Raw genomic sequence first — 17,264 nt, 5'->3', positions numbered from 1 at the left:
ATTGTTATCCCTTTGATATCTAGTACTCGACCAATTTTCTTAATTCGGATACCATTAAAGGTAAAAAAGATCCTATATCCGCAACTATACCCACCGCCTGTATAGACCCTCTATCTACCAACTTGGTGATTACTAATGGGTTTACATCTATTACGATGGTCTCTACAAATGATGGTAACATATTTCCGACAGCAATCGAATGAAGCATCGTTGCCATCATCATTACCATGTTACTATATTTAAGCTTTTCTCTCATCATCTTTTTTGCAACCATAGTATCTGTTATCGTATCAGGAAGAGGTCCGTCGTCTCTTATAGATCCAGCAAGAACAAATGGTATATCTTTAACTATACATTCATAAAATATACCTTTTTTAAGGATGCCTCTCTCTACGGCATTTTTAATGGATCCTGCCTTTATTATCTCGCTTATCGTATAGATATGATTCTTATTTCCGCCTACAGTAGGTTCGCCCTTCTCAATATCCATTCCTAAAGAGGTTCCATACAAACTTTTCTCGATATCATGAACAGCAAGAGCATTGCCTGCCAATAACAAATCTACAAAACCATTTCGTATCATCCATTCGAGAGACTCTGATGCTCCGGTATGGACGATTGCAGGCCCTCCAACGACTGTTATCTTACCCTCATCCTCTTTTATTCTTACTATCTGTTGGGCAATCTTCTTGGCGAAAGAGATATTTGGTCTCTCTGAAGATACTTGATTTGTCATAAATCCAAAAAATGGATTTTTCTCTCTAGGTCTTGGTGGAGGAACAACTTTTATTCCTGTTCTTCCAACTAAAACTTTATCTCCCCTCTTTATCTCGTCTATCGGCTTACATATCGCCCTATATCCTTCTATCGTAATTAAACAATCCATTCCTATATTCTCGACCTCAACCCATTTATTATTTATCCTGACAAAAGTAGGATGATTTGTGGTTGTATAAAATCCGCTTGGAACGATCTTGTCCCCTATAGCTTCTTCCCAGATAGCATCATTTATATCTGGGACTATTGCACCTAAATTATGAACAGCAGTCAAAATATCTTCTAATACTTCTCTCATCTCTGATATTATCAAAATTCTTGCATAACTTGGATCCTTTTTATGTTTGCCGATCTTAAACTCTTTAACTTCAAAATCGCCGTTTAGGTCTATTATAGTATCAAATACTTTGTTTAATATATCTGAGTCTATTATATGGCCTTTTAATTCTATTTCAGCTATTTCCAACTTATTTCACTCCTTCTTTACGATCATAAAATCTGCTGATGGTATTATCCCTACATTACCACCTTTTAAAACGTTTGATACTTCATCTAAAGACTCAATAGGGATTATGCCCCATTTTTTAATGATTTTTTTATATATCCTTGATAACAGATATATCTTATTACGTTTTAGAATATTTTTTAAATAATATGCCTTATGCCCACCTAACTCAAAACAACTCTTAATCTTTTCTTCAGTCTCTTCTAGACTTGCAAAATCATGCATCCATCTTTCAAACGTATAATCTCCGATCCCCTCCTTGCATTCGGCTATTAGAATGATATTTCCTCCAGGTTTTACACCATGTTTAACCATCTCTAGAGCTTTTACGGCTTGATATAAGTTTATATCTCTTGGATAACCACCAGAACTTACAATTATACTATCAAAACAATCTTTTATCTCAACACTCATCATTTTTTTAGCAATCTTCACTAAATAGTCAAACACGGTATTTAAATCTCCTGCTGCCGCAGTAACTATCTCTTTCTTATTATCCGCTATTACATTTAATGAAAAATCTGGATATATCTTGTACGATTCGTTACGCATATTTATGATTTCTAACATATCCAAATGGACCGGATTACCTTCTAAATTTCCCATAAATGCATTTTTATCCAACAGAAGACTATGGTTCTTTTTTATAGTATTCCTACCAGCTAAGCCTGGAATGATACTCTTCCTTCCACCACCAAACCCTGCATAATAATGAAGCGATATATCTCCAGTTATAATTTTCAAATTTGATGATAAATATGTTCTATTTATATAAACTGGCGTCCCATAAGATGTTTTTCCAAAAAAGGCTAAATTATCTAGATTATCACAGTCATGATGATCTATCTGTACCTTTTTTAAAATATCTTTCCCCAGTATCCGTTCTATCTCATCATTAGTAGGTTTTCTATGGGTTCCCGTTGCGAATAATATCTTTATATCCTGTATATATCTTCCTATTATCTCTACTAAGACATCTATCATCAATTTTGTGGGCGTATCCCTCGTTTGATCATCTACTACAATCACACAATTTTCTTTATTTTTGCATAATTCTTCAATCGTTTTACTTTGTAAAGGTCTTTCTATCGCTCTTTTAATCTTTTCTTTAGAATATTTAGTATCAGACATCCCTGCCTCTTTCACAGGTTTTATAATCTGCATATTTTCTTTTACAACTAACTCTAAAGAAGAATCCCCATAAGGTATCTTTATTCTATCCATAAAAACTTCTCTCCTTTATCAAAACTATAATAAAAATCCGTGCCTCAGGTACAACACCTTCATCATTAAAATCAGACTGCCCATCATTCATCATCGGCCGGGTTTTTTTGATGGGGTCGCTGAGATTTGAACTCAGGTTTCCAGCGCCCCATGCTGGGAGGATAGTCCAGGCTACCTTACGACCCCGTTTATATAAAATATCATGATCTTATTATCAATATTAATATTTATTTAAATTTTGATCCTGCTCGAGATACATCTTTAATTTTGCATTTAAATAAAATATTTATTCTTCTATTTAAATTTATAGGTATAATTATATGCTATGTCGAACAATTTAATAGATCTATTAACTGATAGTCTAAAACTTTTATCTCAGCTCAGTTTATCCTTGTAAGCATATCATAAAAGAGATGCGGAGATCTTTACCAATTTTTCGTTATTTTATTCTTCTTCCAATCTCTATCTCTTATATCACGTTCCTTTCAAACAGTATAATCTTTTTGATTTAAAACTTACAGTATATTTGATACAACAACAAAACCAAAAGCTTTTTAAACTCATAATATTTTATAGTGTTGTAAAATATCAAATGATATAGAAGGTTAAAAAATGCGAAAAACAGGAACGGTTAAATGGTTTAGCCCAAGCAGGGGATACGGTTTTATAGAGTTAGATGATGGAACAGGAGACATATTTGTGCATTTCTCTGCAATTATGGGCGAAGGATTTAAGACCCTTAATGAGGGAGATAAAGTAAGTTTAGAAGTTGTAAGTGGTAAAAAAGGTTTACAAGCTGAAAACGTCAAAAAAGAATAGGTAAAAAATAAAAAGATTAAAAGAAAAGATACTTTTTAAGATTTTGGAGGAGTTGATAGAAGAGGGGCTGAGAAAGGTTTTTGCTTTTTAGTTTTTATTTTGCCTTTTTGTATTTATAATTTAATTAATACCTATTTAGATTATATAAATACGATAGATAGAGACATCTGTATAAAAGAGATTGTAAGCGAGATAAAAATTGGTAGATGATCTCTCGTTTTTTTTTAAATACGTTGATCATAAAAAGAAAAATAGAAACATAGATAAAGAAGTATGAATCTATATTTGATAAGGTGATGAAAATGGCCAAAGGTAGATGGATAGTGGTAGGAATAATAGTAGTTCTTCTTGTGATAGGCGGAGTATTATGGTATTTTAACAAAGAAGCGTTGCAAAGCTGTGAAGTGAGTGTAGTCGATGTAAGGGTAGGATCTATTGGAGCTAAGAGTGCAACACTCGACATCGTATTTGAGATATACAATCCGAGCAATAATACTGCATACCTTGATGAGATTGAATATGACGTATATATAAATGATGTACATATCGGTGATGGAGACGTAGAAGAAAGGATCATTATTCCAGCAAATCAGACAAAAAAGATAGATAGTAAGCTTGTCTTGGAGTATGAAGATGTTGGATCTGCTATTACAAATGCTATAAGAACAGGGCAGGCAAAGTATAACGTGAAAGGGACAGCATCGTTTGGGAATACAACAGTAGATATAAAATTCGCTGCATAATAATAAACTTCTTTAATTTTAATTATTAACTATATTTTTTAAATTAATTATATTTTTTTATCTTATTTTTACTGTTAAAATCATTTTTAATATAGATGTTTTGCAAGCTCTAATGTTTTCTTATCATATATCCAACTTAAAAAGATTTATAATATCTTTATACTGTAACTAAAAAAGGTCATTATGAATAAAGCACAGACAATGGTAGAGAAAATTTTATCTAATAAAATAAAAAAAGACGTTTATGCTGGAGATATGATTATTTCACCGATAGATTTAGCATTTGCCCACGATGGAACGCTACCTTTAGCAATAGAGAAGATGGAGGAGATGGGAACTACAAAAGTCTTCAATAAAGACAGAGTTCTTGTAATATGCGATCATGCATCTCCATCACCAAGCGAGAAAGTGTCTAACGTTCATATAATGATGAGAAGATTTGCAAGAGAGAATAGATTGAACTTATACGAGAATGGTGACGGAATATGCCATCAGATTGTCTTAGAAAAATTTTCAGCTCCGTATAAAGTGATTGTAGGGGCAGATAGCCATACATGCACCCATGGCGGGTTGGGTGCTTTTTCTACTGGAATGGGATCGACAGATATAGCCGCGGCAATGATATATGGAAAAACCTGGTTCAAGATACCGGAAGCATATAAAATAGAAGTAAACGGAGCTTTAAAACATAATGTCTTCTCAAAAGATTTGTTTTTATATATAGCAGGTAAAATAGGTGCGGATGGTGCCACTTATATGTCTCTAGAATTTTTAGGATCTACTATTAAAGATATGAGCATAGAGTCTAGATTAACCATGACAAACATGGCAATAGAAGTTGGCGCAAAATGTGGGATTATGGAAGGAGATGAGAAAACAAGAGAGTTTTTAAGAAGATATGGAAGAGAGAAAGAGTTTAAAGAAGTATCTCCAGATAAAGACGCGGTATATAGGGATGAACTTTACATCGTTTCAGAAGATGTTGAGCCGATGATTGCCTATCCTCATAAAGTGGATAACGTTGCCCCAGTATCGGATTTTGCTGGTTTGGATATAGATCAGGTCTGTATTGGAAGTTGTACAAATGGACGGTTAGAAGATTTAAGAATTGCTGCAAAGATTCTTAAAGGAAAAAAATCAAAGTGCCGGTTAGTAGTATATCCTGCAAGCAGGGACGTCTTGTTAAAGGCGATAAAGGATGGATTAATAGATATTTTTGTTGAAGCAGGTGCTGCCGTATGTCCTCCTGGTTGTGGTTTCTGTATTGGACGAACTATAGCATTAGGAGACGGCGAAGTGGTGTTATCTACTCAGAACAGAAATTTTAAAGGACGAATGGGAAACAACAATGCTGAGATTTATCTTTGTTCTCCTGCCACTGCAGCTGTAAGTGCACTAAATGGTAAGATTACTTATCCAGAAGGTGATTAAGATGTCCTCAGAAATATTAAGAGTTTTTCCTTCAGATATAAACACAGACGAGATAATATCTGGAAAATATAAATATGACGAGCTTGATATGAATAAATTAGCTGTGCATACGTTTGAAAGTATAGATAAAAATTTTTATAACGATGCAAGATCTAAGAAAGATCCTATAATAGTTGCTGCAAAAAATTTTGGATGTGGCTCGAGTAGAGAACAGGCACCACAGGTTTTAAAAGCGTGTGGCATCTCTTGTATAATTGCAGAAAGTTTTGCAAGGATTTTTTACAGGAATTGCTTTAATATCGGTCTTCCTGCGATAGAATGCAACGATATAGCTGAGAAAGTAAGCAAGGGTGATAAATTGGAGATTGATTTTGAGTCAGGAACGATAAAAAATTTAACTAAAGGTGATATTTACAAATTCAAACCTATACCTGAATATATTAGAAAGATTTTAGACGCAGGAGGACTTATACCATTTTTAAAGAATAATGATGGATTTTAAATAAAAATGGTCGATAAAACAGATAGTATAGAGAAAATTGTGAATGAGTTAATAACAAGTAGAGCATTTGAGGAGATAGAAGGAGATATCGGAAAAACAAGGGTAGAACAGATGATGAATAGATATAAAAAAGATATTTCGAAGAGGACTGGTGTAGATAAACTCTTAAAAAATTCTGAAATCTTAAAATATCTGAAAGATAAGCGTATCAAGAAGTATCTAATAAAAAAACCTACAAAAACAATAAGTGGTGTTGCAGTTATTGCAGTAATGACCTCTCCTGCTGATTGTCCTCATGGAAGATGTATTATGTGTCCAGGTGGATTAGCCAACAATACTCCTCAAAGTTACACAGGTTTCGAGCCTGCTGCACTGAGAGGCGCTCAATGTAATTATGATCCTTACCTTCAAGTCAGGCATAGATTAGAACAGCTCTATACTATAGGGCACCCGATAGGAAAGGTTGAACTTATCGTTATGGGAGGAACCTTCACATCGAGAGATCTATCATATCAAGAATATTTTATCAAAGAGTGTCTGAGAGCTATGAACGAGTTTTATGAAGATCACGGTCAGAAAGATAAAAACCAAATTGTAGAGAATGAGATGGCAAAAATAAGAAACGTTGGTATTACTTTTGAAACAAGACCTGATTATTGTAGAGAAAAAGAGATAGATACGATGCTTAATTTAGGCGGAACAAAGGTAGAACTTGGTGTTCAAACTGTATATGACTATATTTTGGAAAAAATTAAGAGAGGACATACTGTAAAAGATTCTATAAAAGCAAATAGGTTGTTAAGGGATAGTGGCTTGAAAGTCGGCTTTCATATGATGCTAGGGCTTCCATCTTCTGATTTTGATAGAGATTACGATATGTTCTATGAGATATATAATAACGAAGATTTTAAACCTGACTATTTAAAGATATACCCTACTCTCGTTACAAAAGGAACAGAACTATACGATTGGTGGAAAAAAGGGTTATATAAACCTTGTTCAACAGAAGATGCCGTAAAATTGATTACAGAAATAAAAAAGATCACGCCTCCATGGGTTAGAATTCAGAGGATCCAGCGAGATATACCAGCTCCGTATATAGTGGATGGAGTTAAAAAGAGTAATATAAGACAGATGGCACAAGAGATTTTAATAAAGGAGAATAAACGATGCAGATGCATAAGATGTAGAGAGGTAGGGCATGTGGATAAGGAACCTGAAAATATCGATCTTTCTCTGATAAAATACGATTGTTCTGGTGGAGAAGAGTTTTTTATATCCTATGAAGATATAGCCAACGATATACTCATAGGTTTTACACGTTTAAGATTTCCTGCATCACCATATAGAAGAGAGATCAACAAAGATACGGCTTTAATAAGGGAACTCCATATATATGGACAGATGTTAAATATAGGCGAGAGATCGGATGATGAAGATAAAAAGATATGGCAACACAGGAATTATGGAAGATTACTGATAAGTAAAGCAGAGGAGATAGCAAAAGATAATGGATTTAAAAAATTGGTTATATGTAGCGGTATCGGAGTACGAGAATATTACCGAAAGTTAGGTTATAGTCGTGATGGGATTTATATGTCTAAATATCTTTAATATGAAAACAAATGTTACGAAGCCTTGCTTCGTAGCTCACAAATCTTCGATTTGTGATGCAGGAACGTAGTTCTGCATATTCAAGGACGCGTGGCCCAGAGGATAAGGCGACGGCCTCCTAAGCCGTAGATCGGGGGTTCGAATCCCCCCGCGCCCGTTTTACCTTTTATTATTATGATTTTGTCTTTATATAGGTCAAGTCCCTATTAATTATAAATATTTATTTTAATAGAACTAGTTATTACACAATCTTTAATGTCTTGATTGGTATCAAGAAGTAACAAAAATGATAGGATTTCTTCAGATAAGCCTGTTTGATATAGTAAATCTACCCTCTATTATACCTATAATATTAAGATCTCATCAAGTAATTTTTCCGCTTTTTTGTACGATCGGTCTATTTACAACTCTTGTCTTAATGTTTTTGTTACCTATTCTATCAAAGAAGATAGGCAGGAATATGGAGCCTTTCTTTCTTTTAATGGGAATAATCTCACTTACAATCTCCCAATTTTAATAAGCTTATTAATCTCTGGAGGTATGCTTATTCCTGAAAATATTCCAAATATAGTCTGTGCGAATAAATTAAATATATCCGGAAAAGAATGGGCTAAAATAGGCGTACCAATGGGTTTTATATTCTTAGTCATATATTTTGTGATTTTATTTCTACCTACTTGAGCATAAAATCTTTATATGATGTATGTTAGATCGATATAAACAAAAAAATAAAGCAAGAGTGAGTATTATGAAATCTTTAAAAGCAGCTCTTCTTTATGATGGTATCAATACCAAAAAAGATGTATATATCGTCTTCAACAAAAGGATAGTAGATATAACAGATAAGAAACCAGATTGTGAGATAATAGGTGAGGGGATTGTGACACCTGCTTTCATAGATGGACATTGTCACATAGGTCTTGAAAGATCAGGAGAACCATACTACGAAGGGGAGACAAACGACGAACTCCAACCGATATCTCCTTTGAACAACGTTATAAACTCGATCTATATGGATGACCTCTCATTCAAAGAGAGCTTAGAGTTTGGTGTATTGTACTCACACGTCATGCCAGGAAGCGGAAACATAATAGGAGGCAGAACAGCCTTGATAAGAAACTGGCGTACGAACATAGAAGATGCCTTGTTTTGTGAGATAGGTATTAAAGCAGCGTTGGGTTACAATCCTAGATCAACACATGATTGGAAGGGAGAACGGCCTACAACAAGGATGGGTGCTATCGGATTGTTAAGAAGAGAACTTTATAAAGCAATCAAGGCAAGAGATTTATTAAAAAAGGGAAAAAAGGATATAGAAGAGATCGATCCTACTACTGAGCATCTAATACAAATTATTGATGACAAACCTCCTCTTATGGTGCATGTTCATAAAAGCGACGATATCATTGTTTTAAAAAAACTTGCAGACGAGTTCGGTCTTAATGTTATTGCAAACCATTGCGGAGACGTCTATCTTGAAGAGACATGGACGATGATAAAAAACTCAAATATTCCCGTAATTTATGGACCTATCGATTCATTTGCCTCTAAAGTAGAATTGAAACATAGTTCTTGGAGAAACATTAAAAACCTTATTAAAGTCAGCCCAAAATTTGGTTTGATGACAGATCATCCTGTTATGCTCCAAAGAGACCTTTTTCTTCAATTAAGACATTTTCTAAGGTTTGATATGCGGAAAGAACGGGCTATATCCTTGATAACCAAGGAGACTGCAGATATTTTAGGATTAAAAGATCTTGGTACCATCGAAGAAGGTAAAATCGCCTCTTTGCTATTATGGGATGGTGATCCTTTCTCGTTAGAATCGAGAGTTAAGACCTGCGTATGTGAAGGTAACGTCATTGATATAGAATAAAGGATAGAAAATAAAGATAAATCCTATTCTTGAGATCGATTAATATAAAGATACCAGAGTTATATATGGACCATGCTTCCTATTCCTTCATCTGTAAACAACTCCAGAAGTAGAGAATGCGGTCTCGATCCATCGAGTATGTGTGCCTTATCTACACCTTTTCTAACCGCATTTATAGAGGCATTCAGTTTCGGGATCATTCCACCCGTCACAATCTTATCTTTTATTAGAGACTCCACCATCTCGGTGGAAAGATCAGATATCACTTTATCATCTTTTATCACGCCAGGAACATTCGTCAATAGTATCAGCTTTTTTGCTTTTACCTCTGCAGCTATTTCTCCTGCCATATTATCGGCATTTATATTAAAATGGTTTCCATGAAAGTCGGTAGCGATCGGTGATACAACAGGAATATACCCATTATTTATGCTTATCTCCAGTATTTCTGTATTAACCTTTTCTATTTCTCCAACCAATCCTAAATCAACCTCTTTTTTATCTTTTTCGTTCAAAACTTTTCCTATCTTTTTAGCAGATATTAAGAGACCATCTATCCCTGATAATCCAACTCCTTTCCCCCCATATTTCACTATATATCTAACAATATCTGTGTTAATCCTTCCAACAAGGACCATCTCTGCTATTTCAAGAGTTTCGTCGTCTGTTACTCTTAATCCATCTATAAAAACTGGTTTTTTTCCAAATTTCTCCATATTATGCGTTATTTCTGGTCCACCACCGTGTACTATTATCGGTTTTGCTCCTACACACCTTAAAAAGACCACATCTCGTACCACACTCTCCATTATCTTACGATCGATTATTGCATGCCCGCCAATCTTTATCAGTATCTTTGCGTCTCTCAACATCTGTACGTATGGAAGCGCCTCTATCAACACATTTTCTATCTTGTACCCATTATCCGTACTCAAGTTCTATACGCTCCATTTATTTTTACGTAATCATAACTAAGATCACAACCAAAAGCGGTTGCTTCTTCTCTTCCTTTGCCTAAATCTACCTCTATAAATATTCTATCTTTTGACATTATATATTTAAGGTTGTCTTCATTAAATCGTTGTACGCTTCCATCTATGATGATGTCTTCATCTATTCCTCCCGCATGCATGAGAAGGGATATCTTATTTTCGTCCACTTTTGCGCCCGAATACCCTACAGCAGCGACAATCCTCCCCCAATTTGGATCACCACCAAATATTGCAGTCTTTACTAAATTTGACTCTATAATTGATTTTGCTGCTCGTTTTGCATCTGTTTTATCTATCGCTCCCTTAACATGAGCCTCTATATATTTTGTTGCACCTTCTCCATCTTCTGCAATCTTTTTAGCCAGTTCTATACATACTATATCAAGAGCATCTTGAAACTCATCCTCTTTTGCGGATAGAGCATTAGTCGATGTGATGATCACCGTATCGTTCGTGCTCATATCGCCATCTATACTCAACATATTGAAACTTTTATCCACCGCCTTAAACAGGCATCTTTTTAAGACCTTAGAAGAAAAATCTGCATCGGTATAGATAAGAGATAACATCGTAGCCATATTTGGGGCTATCATGCCTGAACCTTTTGCAATACCTCCTACCCTCATATCGTTATATTCGACCGCAAAATCTTTTTCTTTTGTGTCTGTGGTCATTATACCTCTGTTTGCAAATTTAGAAGACTCCTCTGAAGAGTCTAAACCTGAAAAGACCTTATCAAAATTTTTTTCGATCCAGCAAAGGTCTATCCTCTCGCCTATAACACCAGTTGATAACAGACCGATCTCGTCTATAGGCGAATCTATTCTATCTGCAAGCAACTTAGCCATTTTTATAGCATCTTTGTATCCTTCTTCTCCAGTAAAAGCATTCGCAGATCCACTATTGGCAATAACTCCTCTAAGCCTGCCTTTAAGTGCAAGATTTTTTTCCGTTAAAACAACAGGAGCAGCTTTTATTTTATTCGTGGTAAATACCCCTGCAGAACATCCTTCAGCAAGAATAATACTTAAACCTTTCTTTTTTTCTTTAATACCATTAGCTTTAACCCCTTCTACTGCACAGATTCCACCTTTTAACGTTATAAGACCCATATTATACTCCTTGTCAAACTAATACCTGTTTTTCAACTCTGCAGAACCAAGGTTCCTGCATCACAAATCAAAGATTTGTGAGTTACGAATGTTTGATTCGTAGCACTTCTTTGAAGAGTGAAGAACCGAAGGTTTTCATGCATAATAATACTCTCCTCTCTCTTTCTGTTCTCTATCCAACCTCGAGTTTAACTTGTTTATCCGTGGTCTTTTAGTCTCTTCATCTCGCCTGAAAGTTATACCCAGCATCTTTAAGAACAAATTCATACCATCTTTCATCTCTAATGGACCAGATGTCTTACCTTTAATCCCAGGATTTCCCAAAAATACTAAGAGTCTATCGCTTACAAGATCGATCAGATATATATCATGATCTATGACCAGGGCTGTTGCCTTTCTATCCTCTATAGACCGTCTTATAATCTTGCTTATCTGTATTCTCTCCTCTACATCTAAATGCGCGCTTGGTTCGTCGAGTATATACATATCAGCATCTCTGATTAGGCATAAGACTATAGCAACCCTTTGAAGCTCTCCTCCACTGAGTACAGACAACTTTTTATTCATCAATAGATCTAACCTCAGCGGTTTTAGATACATCTCATAAAATTGGTTATCCAGCGTATACGTGCTTAATACATCCGATACAAGGGTATCAGAATCTCCTTTTACGTATTGTGGCTTATAAGATACCTTTAACCCGAAATCTAGCTCTCCTTCAGTAGGTTTTATAACTCCTGCAAATAATTTAGCAAAAGTACTCTTTCCTATAGCATTAGGCCCTACTCCTCCGATTATCTCTCCTTTTCTGAACTCACCCGGGGTTACTTCAAGAGAAAATCCTTCGTATCTTTTATAAATTTGATCAAATTTTTTCAAAATTTCTAACTCTACGTTGGATCTTGGAGCTCGAACCTCAAATCTTATACTCTTATCTCTTATCCTTATATTCTCATTTTTGAGATACCCATCTATATACTGGTTTATTGCCGATCTGCTACCAATGGGTTTTGTCGTTATACCGTATACTCCTGGCTCTCCATAGATTATCTGGATGGTATCCGTCAAGAGATCGAGTATGGCTAGATCATGCTCTACAATCAAGACATTATTACTCTGTGAGAGCATCTGTATTATATTTGCAATCTTTATTCGTTGAAATATATCCAAAAAAGGAGTCACCTCATCAAAAAAGTAGAAATCAACATCCTTGAGAAGTGATACTGCGATTGCAACTCTCTGTAGTTCACCTCCACTTAGGTCAGAAACGTTTCTATTATAAGCACTCTTTAAATCGAGTAATTCAACTATTTTTTCAATATCTTCATCGCTTCTTTCGCTCTCTTTTTTCAAAAAGGATGATACTTTACCGTAGAATTTTTGAAATAAATCTATATTCTGTATTTTATGAGAACATCTGATCTTGCCCTCGATCAGATTTTTAAAATAATTTTGAAGCTCCGATCCTGCAAAATACTTTAATAATTCTTTTTTATTTACACCCTCCTTTTTTCCCAAGTTTGGTCTTAAATTACCTGTTAGAATTTTGATAGAGGTACTTTTACCGATACCGTTCGATCCGAGTATCCCTACAACACTACCTTTATGAGGGATAGGAAGACCAAAAAGGGCGAATCCGTTCTCTCCAAATCGATGAACTTCCTGCGTCTTTAATTTTTCAGGCAGATTGACAATCTTTATCGCTTCGGCAGGACATTTTTTAATACAGATGCCACAACCGACGCATAATATTTCTGAGATTATAGGTCGGTCATCTTCATCGAATATTATCGTCTCATCTCCTGTTCTAACTTTAGGACAGTATTTAAAACACTCCTTAGAACATTTTCTAGGCTGACAAAGATTTCTATCTAATACTGCAATCCTCATTATGATAAACACCAATTATACGTTTAAAAATATCGTAAATGATATGTACCATGCTAAAAAAGTCATTACGGAGATATAAAACCAATCTTTTACCATAAATTTGCTGACTACAAGACGAGGTAGAGCGATATATCGTTCTACTAATATTAAAAATATAACTAACAAGACGGCATTAAAAGCAAAATTTTTAAAGATAGATACAATCGAAATAGCACCGCCGATCACTCCAAAAGCGGTAGGTACCATGGTTTTATATACGTTCTCAAGATACGCTCTACGTCCTGTGACAACAATCTCTTCTTCACCTTTTTTTCTCTCTCTCTGGGTCTTTTTTAACTCGCCATCCCTTTTATAATCCCTTTTTCCTTTAACTCTACCTTTTTTCGCCAAACATTATTCACCCCATCTCTGTTTATATATTGAATAGCGTATGAATATTCTCAGACACCTGTCTTTCTACTTCACCTATATCTATACCTTTTAATTTTGAAATTTCACGGTATACTATATTTACATTTTGTGGAACGTTTCTTTCTCCATCTATGCGTGATAAGAAAGGAGAATCTGTCTCTGTTAATAATAATTTCAACGGAACAGACTTTGCTGCCTTCTTCATATTTTTATTCCTCTCGATGGATGTTGCAAGAGATATATAATAACCCTCTTCCCATATCTCTCTTGCTAATTTTGTTCCACCAGAAAAACAATGAAATACTGCTCTCCGTATGTCCTCATTCTCTATAATGTTCAGTCCATCAGAGATTGCTTTTCTTGTATGGAGAAGCACGGGCATATCGATCTCTTTTGCAAGCTCTAAAAATGATACAAATATTTCTTTCGATCTTTTAATCTCAGATTTATCCTTTATCCAATAGTAATCCAGACCGATCTCTCCAATACCTATAATTTTATCTCTATTTTTCTTAATAAACTCTATATATTGTTCTAAATCTTTATCGCTATATTTATTAGCATATATCGGATGAAAACCTAACATAAGATACAAAAATCCTTTATTTTTCTCATACAAATCCAAAGCTTTTTTGGAATCTTCTGGATTGACCCCACTTGTGATTACCGCCTTTAATACCTTCTTTGCATCAATTATAACGAGATCCCTATCTTTATCATAATCTTCAAAAGTTAAATGCGAATGAATATCTATCATATTCTTCAATTTTATAACACCAACCTATCTTTTATCTTGCTATAAACTCATATATTCTCTTCGTTCATCAATCTAATCTTGATATTATGTACGATCTCATCTATGGTAATATGGCCGTCTACAGTTGCACCGCTTGCATAAATATGCCCGCCACCGCCAAACATCTTAGCAAGATCGCGGGTATTAAAATTTGTCTGTGTTCTAAATTCAATCTTTGTTATATTGTCAAAATAAAATACCGTTAAAATAAGATCGAATGGAGCATCTTTATGATCCATCAATTTATTGTATACATGATAGACGGGTAACGATTTATCTGATGTGACCACTGCAACCTTTAAATCATCCACTCTATATATATTTAAGTAATTGACGATGATCTCGTCGATCTCTTCTAATGTTTTCTTGTAAAGATCTATCATAGATTCGTAATACGCATTATAAAGTATGTCAAAGCCGGTACATGCAAGATCTTCTGCAAATTTATATAATTTTTCAAATAATATCTTACCTCTGTTCTCATCTCGTAAATAAGATACGATCGTTCTGATCTTCTCACCATAATCTGTTTTTATATTGTTAGTATCTATCTCATCTGCCACATCTTCAAAATAGTGAGTTGAGAGATATTCGGATACAAGTCGACATGCACTATTAGAGGTAGGATCGATATAAAACTCGATATTTTCAGGTTTTTTTACTATCTCCCAATGATGGTGATCTATCCATACGGCTTTTTTATATATGGATGCAGATATAATGCTCTCTCTATAACCAGAAAGGTCAAAGATATAGAGCATTTCTAAGTTATTCACCCTTCTTTTATTTAATATGGATATTAAGATAGTATTTAACAGATTAACCGGGGATGTGAAATAGACGCTTAAAGCATCTTTTTTAACCTCCTCAACGCTACGAGTATATCTTAAAAAAGTAGCTAGAGATAATATACCATCGGCATCCATATGTGTTATAACTGTTGTTTTTTTCATTTATCTACTCTATACAATTAAATTAATAAAATATTTTACTATGGTTTTTGACTGTTACATTTTACCTAATATCTTTATTATATATAAATTGCATGTCTTAAGATGTATGAGAATACTCATAATAACAGGAAAAAAATCCGAGAGGATAGTAAAAGAGATTGTTGAAGAGTGTGCAAAGGATTATGCAGATGTTTTGGTTTGTAATAGAAATATAGCAGCATTTATAACTCCAACAATCTTAAAAAAGACATTGAAAGAACAAGATATTGATTTAAAATTATACGGGCTAATTTTAATCCCTGGATTAATAACAGCCGATTTTACTAAGTTAGAAGACGAGATTAAAGTACCTATAAGGCTTGGACCAAAAAATGCGTATGATTTGAGATATATTCTTCCAGAGGCAAATAAAATAAAATTTTCCAGCAAGATACCTGCATGTGAATTGTTATCTCACCTAAAAGTAGAAAATGCAAAAAAAGATGTTATAAGATTAGAAAAAGATGCAGATTATTTGTTTAAACTTAAAGGGTTGAAACTGGGAAAATCTTCTAGAATGAAAGTATTGTCCGAGATAGTAGATGCAGATAAATACGATACAGACGATCTTGTACAAAAGATAAAATATTACCTCTCAGAAGGTACAGATATGATCGATCTCGGCATATCGCTCGACGCTGATATAGACGATGTTGAAAAAATTTTAGATACAATCTCAGGTTTTAAAGTTCCTTTTTCGATAGATACCAGCATACCAGAATTTTTGGTTCTTGGATCTAATAAAGCAGATATGTTGCTCAGCGCAAATAAAGACGTTCTTGACAGGATTGGAAAAAAATTGGCAGATACGGACTCAGCGGTTGTAATAATACCAGATGATGACAAATTAGATGATAACATAGATCTTGCAAAGAGTATTGGAATAAAAAAAATTATTGCAGACCCTGTATTAGATCCGATAAACATGGGTTTATTCAAATCTTTGATTAGATACAGAGAGATAAATTTAAGATATAAAGAGATACCATTGTTTTTTGGCATAGGAAACGTATCTGAGTTGATAGATACAGATTCAACAGGTGCAAATGCAATTTTAGCTGGAATAGGCGCAGAATTAGGTGTAAGTATTTTATTTACACCAGAATACAGCAGAAAATGTTTTGGAAGCATATATGAGCTTAAAAAAATCTCTGAGATGATGTTTCTTGCGAAGAATAGAAAGATGCCACCTAAAGATTTAGGAATCGATCTAATCTTATTTAAAGAGAAGAGAATAAGAGAATTTATCGCTGATATTAGTGATAATATAATAATCGCGAAAGAGAACAAAACCTGGCATATAGATCCATTAGGTGGATTTTCTATAAGATTGAAGGATGGTAAAATATATGCAACGCATAAAGATGCTACCATAGTAGGAAAGACTGCAAAATCTGTGCTTGATACCATAATCTCAGAAAAGATGGTGAGTTTAAAAGAACATGTTGCATACTTGGGTAGAGAACTGATGAAAGCAGAAATCTGCCTCAAGATGTGCAGGAGTTATATCCAAGACGAAGAGTTTAGATATGTTTATCCGTTTTTGAATGAGGTTTAAAATAAATTAAATTTAGTATACA

Annotated in this window: 16 protein-coding genes, 2 tRNA genes and 1 pseudogene; 10 read left to right on the top strand and 9 right to left on the bottom strand. The window is 34.3% G+C overall.

Annotated features, from left to right (window positions below; translation table 11 throughout):
- Positions 1–19: 19 nt before the first annotated feature.
- The 3 genes from LPC15_RS05785 to LPC15_RS05775 form a co-directional block, all read right to left on the bottom strand.
- Positions 20–1,243 (bottom strand): TIGR00300 family protein, encoded by a 1,224-nt coding sequence (locus tag LPC15_RS05785; RefSeq protein ID WP_229234421.1) that lies wholly within the window; start codon positions 1,241–1,243, stop codon positions 20–22.
- A gap of 6 nt (positions 1,244–1,249) precedes the next feature.
- Complete coding sequence (gene larA, locus LPC15_RS05780; protein WP_229234420.1) at positions 1,250–2,506, bottom strand: nickel-dependent lactate racemase; 1,257 nt, start codon at positions 2,504–2,506, stop codon at positions 1,250–1,252.
- A gap of 111 nt (positions 2,507–2,617) precedes the next feature.
- Positions 2,618–2,692, bottom strand: a tRNA-Pro gene (locus LPC15_RS05775).
- A gap of 426 nt (positions 2,693–3,118) precedes the next feature.
- Between LPC15_RS05775 and LPC15_RS05770 the strand changes: the two genes are divergently transcribed.
- From LPC15_RS05770 to LPC15_RS05735, 9 genes and pseudogenes are all read left to right on the top strand, one after another.
- Entirely contained in the window at positions 3,119–3,325 is a 207-nt protein-coding gene (locus tag LPC15_RS05770) for a cold-shock protein (RefSeq protein ID WP_229234419.1), read from the top strand.
- Between the two features lie 302 nt (positions 3,326–3,627).
- Positions 3,628–4,068, top strand: coding sequence for an LEA type 2 family protein (locus LPC15_RS05765; protein WP_229234418.1), 441 nt, complete (start codon positions 3,628–3,630; stop codon positions 4,066–4,068).
- Positions 4,069–4,251: 183 nt separating this feature from the next.
- A complete protein-coding gene (locus LPC15_RS05760) occupies positions 4,252–5,499 on the top strand; it encodes a 3-isopropylmalate dehydratase large subunit (RefSeq protein ID WP_229234417.1) in 1,248 nt (415 codons plus the stop codon).
- Between the two features lies 1 nt (position 5,500).
- Positions 5,501–6,001 (top strand): hypothetical protein, encoded by a 501-nt coding sequence (locus tag LPC15_RS05755; RefSeq protein ID WP_229234416.1) that lies wholly within the window; start codon positions 5,501–5,503, stop codon positions 5,999–6,001.
- A gap of 6 nt (positions 6,002–6,007) precedes the next feature.
- Positions 6,008–7,615, top strand: coding sequence for a tRNA uridine(34) 5-carboxymethylaminomethyl modification radical SAM/GNAT enzyme Elp3 (locus LPC15_RS05750; protein ID WP_229234415.1), 1,608 nt, complete (start codon positions 6,008–6,010; stop codon positions 7,613–7,615).
- Positions 7,616–7,699: 84 nt separating this feature from the next.
- Positions 7,700–7,772 (top strand) — tRNA-Arg (locus LPC15_RS05745).
- 129 nt (positions 7,773–7,901) lie between these two features.
- On the top strand, positions 7,902–8,132 hold the full coding sequence (locus LPC15_RS07085; RefSeq protein WP_420709472.1) for a DUF1646 family protein: 231 nt from the start codon (positions 7,902–7,904) through the stop codon (positions 8,130–8,132).
- Positions 8,126–8,296: pseudogene (locus LPC15_RS07080) on the top strand (DUF1646 family protein); the annotation flags it as partial. The gene LPC15_RS07085 and the pseudogene LPC15_RS07080, both read left to right, overlap by 7 nt.
- Positions 8,297–8,363: 67 nt before the next feature.
- Positions 8,364–9,491, top strand: a complete 1,128-nt coding sequence (locus LPC15_RS05735) for an amidohydrolase family protein (protein WP_229234413.1) — start codon at positions 8,364–8,366, stop codon at positions 9,489–9,491.
- A 59-nt stretch (positions 9,492–9,550) separates the two neighbouring features.
- Here LPC15_RS05735 and argB read toward each other — a convergent pair whose 3' ends face one another.
- The 6 genes from argB to LPC15_RS05705 all read right to left on the bottom strand — a co-directional run bounded on the left by argB (position 9,551) and on the right by LPC15_RS05705 (position 15,645).
- Entirely contained in the window at positions 9,551–10,363 is an 813-nt protein-coding gene (gene argB / locus LPC15_RS05730; RefSeq protein WP_420709510.1) for an acetylglutamate kinase, read from the bottom strand.
- Between the two features lie 59 nt (positions 10,364–10,422).
- The gene (gene argJ / locus LPC15_RS05725; RefSeq protein WP_229234411.1) at positions 10,423–11,595 is read right to left on the bottom strand and encodes a bifunctional ornithine acetyltransferase/N-acetylglutamate synthase; all 1,173 of its coding nucleotides are present in this window, start codon (positions 11,593–11,595) and stop codon (positions 10,423–10,425) included.
- A gap of 135 nt (positions 11,596–11,730) precedes the next feature.
- On the bottom strand, positions 11,731–13,485 hold the full coding sequence (locus LPC15_RS05720) for a ribosome biogenesis/translation initiation ATPase RLI (RefSeq protein WP_229234410.1): 1,755 nt from the start codon (positions 13,483–13,485) through the stop codon (positions 11,731–11,733).
- 15 nt (positions 13,486–13,500) lie between these two features.
- Positions 13,501–13,875, bottom strand: a complete 375-nt coding sequence (locus LPC15_RS05715) for a hypothetical protein (protein WP_229234409.1) — start codon at positions 13,873–13,875, stop codon at positions 13,501–13,503.
- Between the two features lie 22 nt (positions 13,876–13,897).
- The gene (locus LPC15_RS05710; protein WP_229235334.1) at positions 13,898–14,653 is read right to left on the bottom strand and encodes a TatD family hydrolase; all 756 of its coding nucleotides are present in this window, start codon (positions 14,651–14,653) and stop codon (positions 13,898–13,900) included.
- Positions 14,654–14,700: 47 nt separating this feature from the next.
- Positions 14,701–15,645 carry a DHH family phosphoesterase gene (locus tag LPC15_RS05705; RefSeq protein ID WP_229234408.1) on the bottom strand — a complete coding sequence of 315 codons (945 nt, stop codon included), beginning with the start codon at positions 15,643–15,645 and terminating at the stop codon, positions 14,701–14,703.
- 106 nt (positions 15,646–15,751) lie between these two features.
- On the opposite strand from LPC15_RS05705, the gene LPC15_RS05700 reads away from it, so the two are divergent.
- Positions 15,752–17,242, top strand: a complete 1,491-nt coding sequence (locus LPC15_RS05700; RefSeq protein WP_229234407.1) for a dihydropteroate synthase-like protein — start codon at positions 15,752–15,754, stop codon at positions 17,240–17,242.
- The last annotated feature ends 22 nt before the right edge of the window (positions 17,243–17,264 follow it).

Origin of the sequence: Candidatus Methanoliparum sp. LAM-1 (assembly GCF_020885915.1) — an archaeon.
Classification (GTDB): Archaea; Halobacteriota; Methanoliparia; order Methanoliparales; family Methanoliparaceae; genus Methanoliparum; species Methanoliparum thermophilum.
Note: the sequence above shows the minus strand (reverse complement) of the source record. Positions and strands in the feature narration are given on the sequence as shown.

Coding starts and splice junctions, on each gene's coding strand:
- LPC15_RS05770 (WP_229234419.1), top strand. CDS start 3,119: ATGCGAAAAACAGGAACGGTTAAATGGTTTAGCCCAAGCAGGGGATAC.
- argB (WP_420709510.1), bottom strand. CDS start 10,363: ATGTTGAGAGACGCAAAGATACTGATAAAGATTGGCGGGCATGCAATA.
- LPC15_RS05750 (WP_229234415.1), top strand. CDS start 6,008: ATGGTCGATAAAACAGATAGTATAGAGAAAATTGTGAATGAGTTAATA.
- LPC15_RS05700 (WP_229234407.1), top strand. CDS start 15,752: ATGAGAATACTCATAATAACAGGAAAAAAATCCGAGAGGATAGTAAAA.
- LPC15_RS05705 (WP_229234408.1), bottom strand. CDS start 15,645: ATGAAAAAAACAACAGTTATAACACATATGGATGCCGATGGTATATTA.
- larA (WP_229234420.1), bottom strand. CDS start 2,506: ATGGATAGAATAAAGATACCTTATGGGGATTCTTCTTTAGAGTTAGTT.
- argJ (WP_229234411.1), bottom strand. CDS start 11,595: ATGGGTCTTATAACGTTAAAAGGTGGAATCTGTGCAGTAGAAGGGGTT.
- LPC15_RS05760 (WP_229234417.1), top strand. CDS start 4,252: ATGAATAAAGCACAGACAATGGTAGAGAAAATTTTATCTAATAAAATA.
- LPC15_RS07085 (WP_420709472.1), top strand. CDS start 7,902: ATGATAGGATTTCTTCAGATAAGCCTGTTTGATATAGTAAATCTACCC.
- LPC15_RS05720 (WP_229234410.1), bottom strand. CDS start 13,485: ATGAGGATTGCAGTATTAGATAGAAATCTTTGTCAGCCTAGAAAATGT.
- LPC15_RS05765 (WP_229234418.1), top strand. CDS start 3,628: ATGGCCAAAGGTAGATGGATAGTGGTAGGAATAATAGTAGTTCTTCTT.
- LPC15_RS05735 (WP_229234413.1), top strand. CDS start 8,364: ATGAAATCTTTAAAAGCAGCTCTTCTTTATGATGGTATCAATACCAAA.
- LPC15_RS05710 (WP_229235334.1), bottom strand. CDS start 14,653: ATGATAGATATTCATTCGCATTTAACTTTTGAAGATTATGATAAAGAT.
- LPC15_RS05755 (WP_229234416.1), top strand. CDS start 5,501: ATGTCCTCAGAAATATTAAGAGTTTTTCCTTCAGATATAAACACAGAC.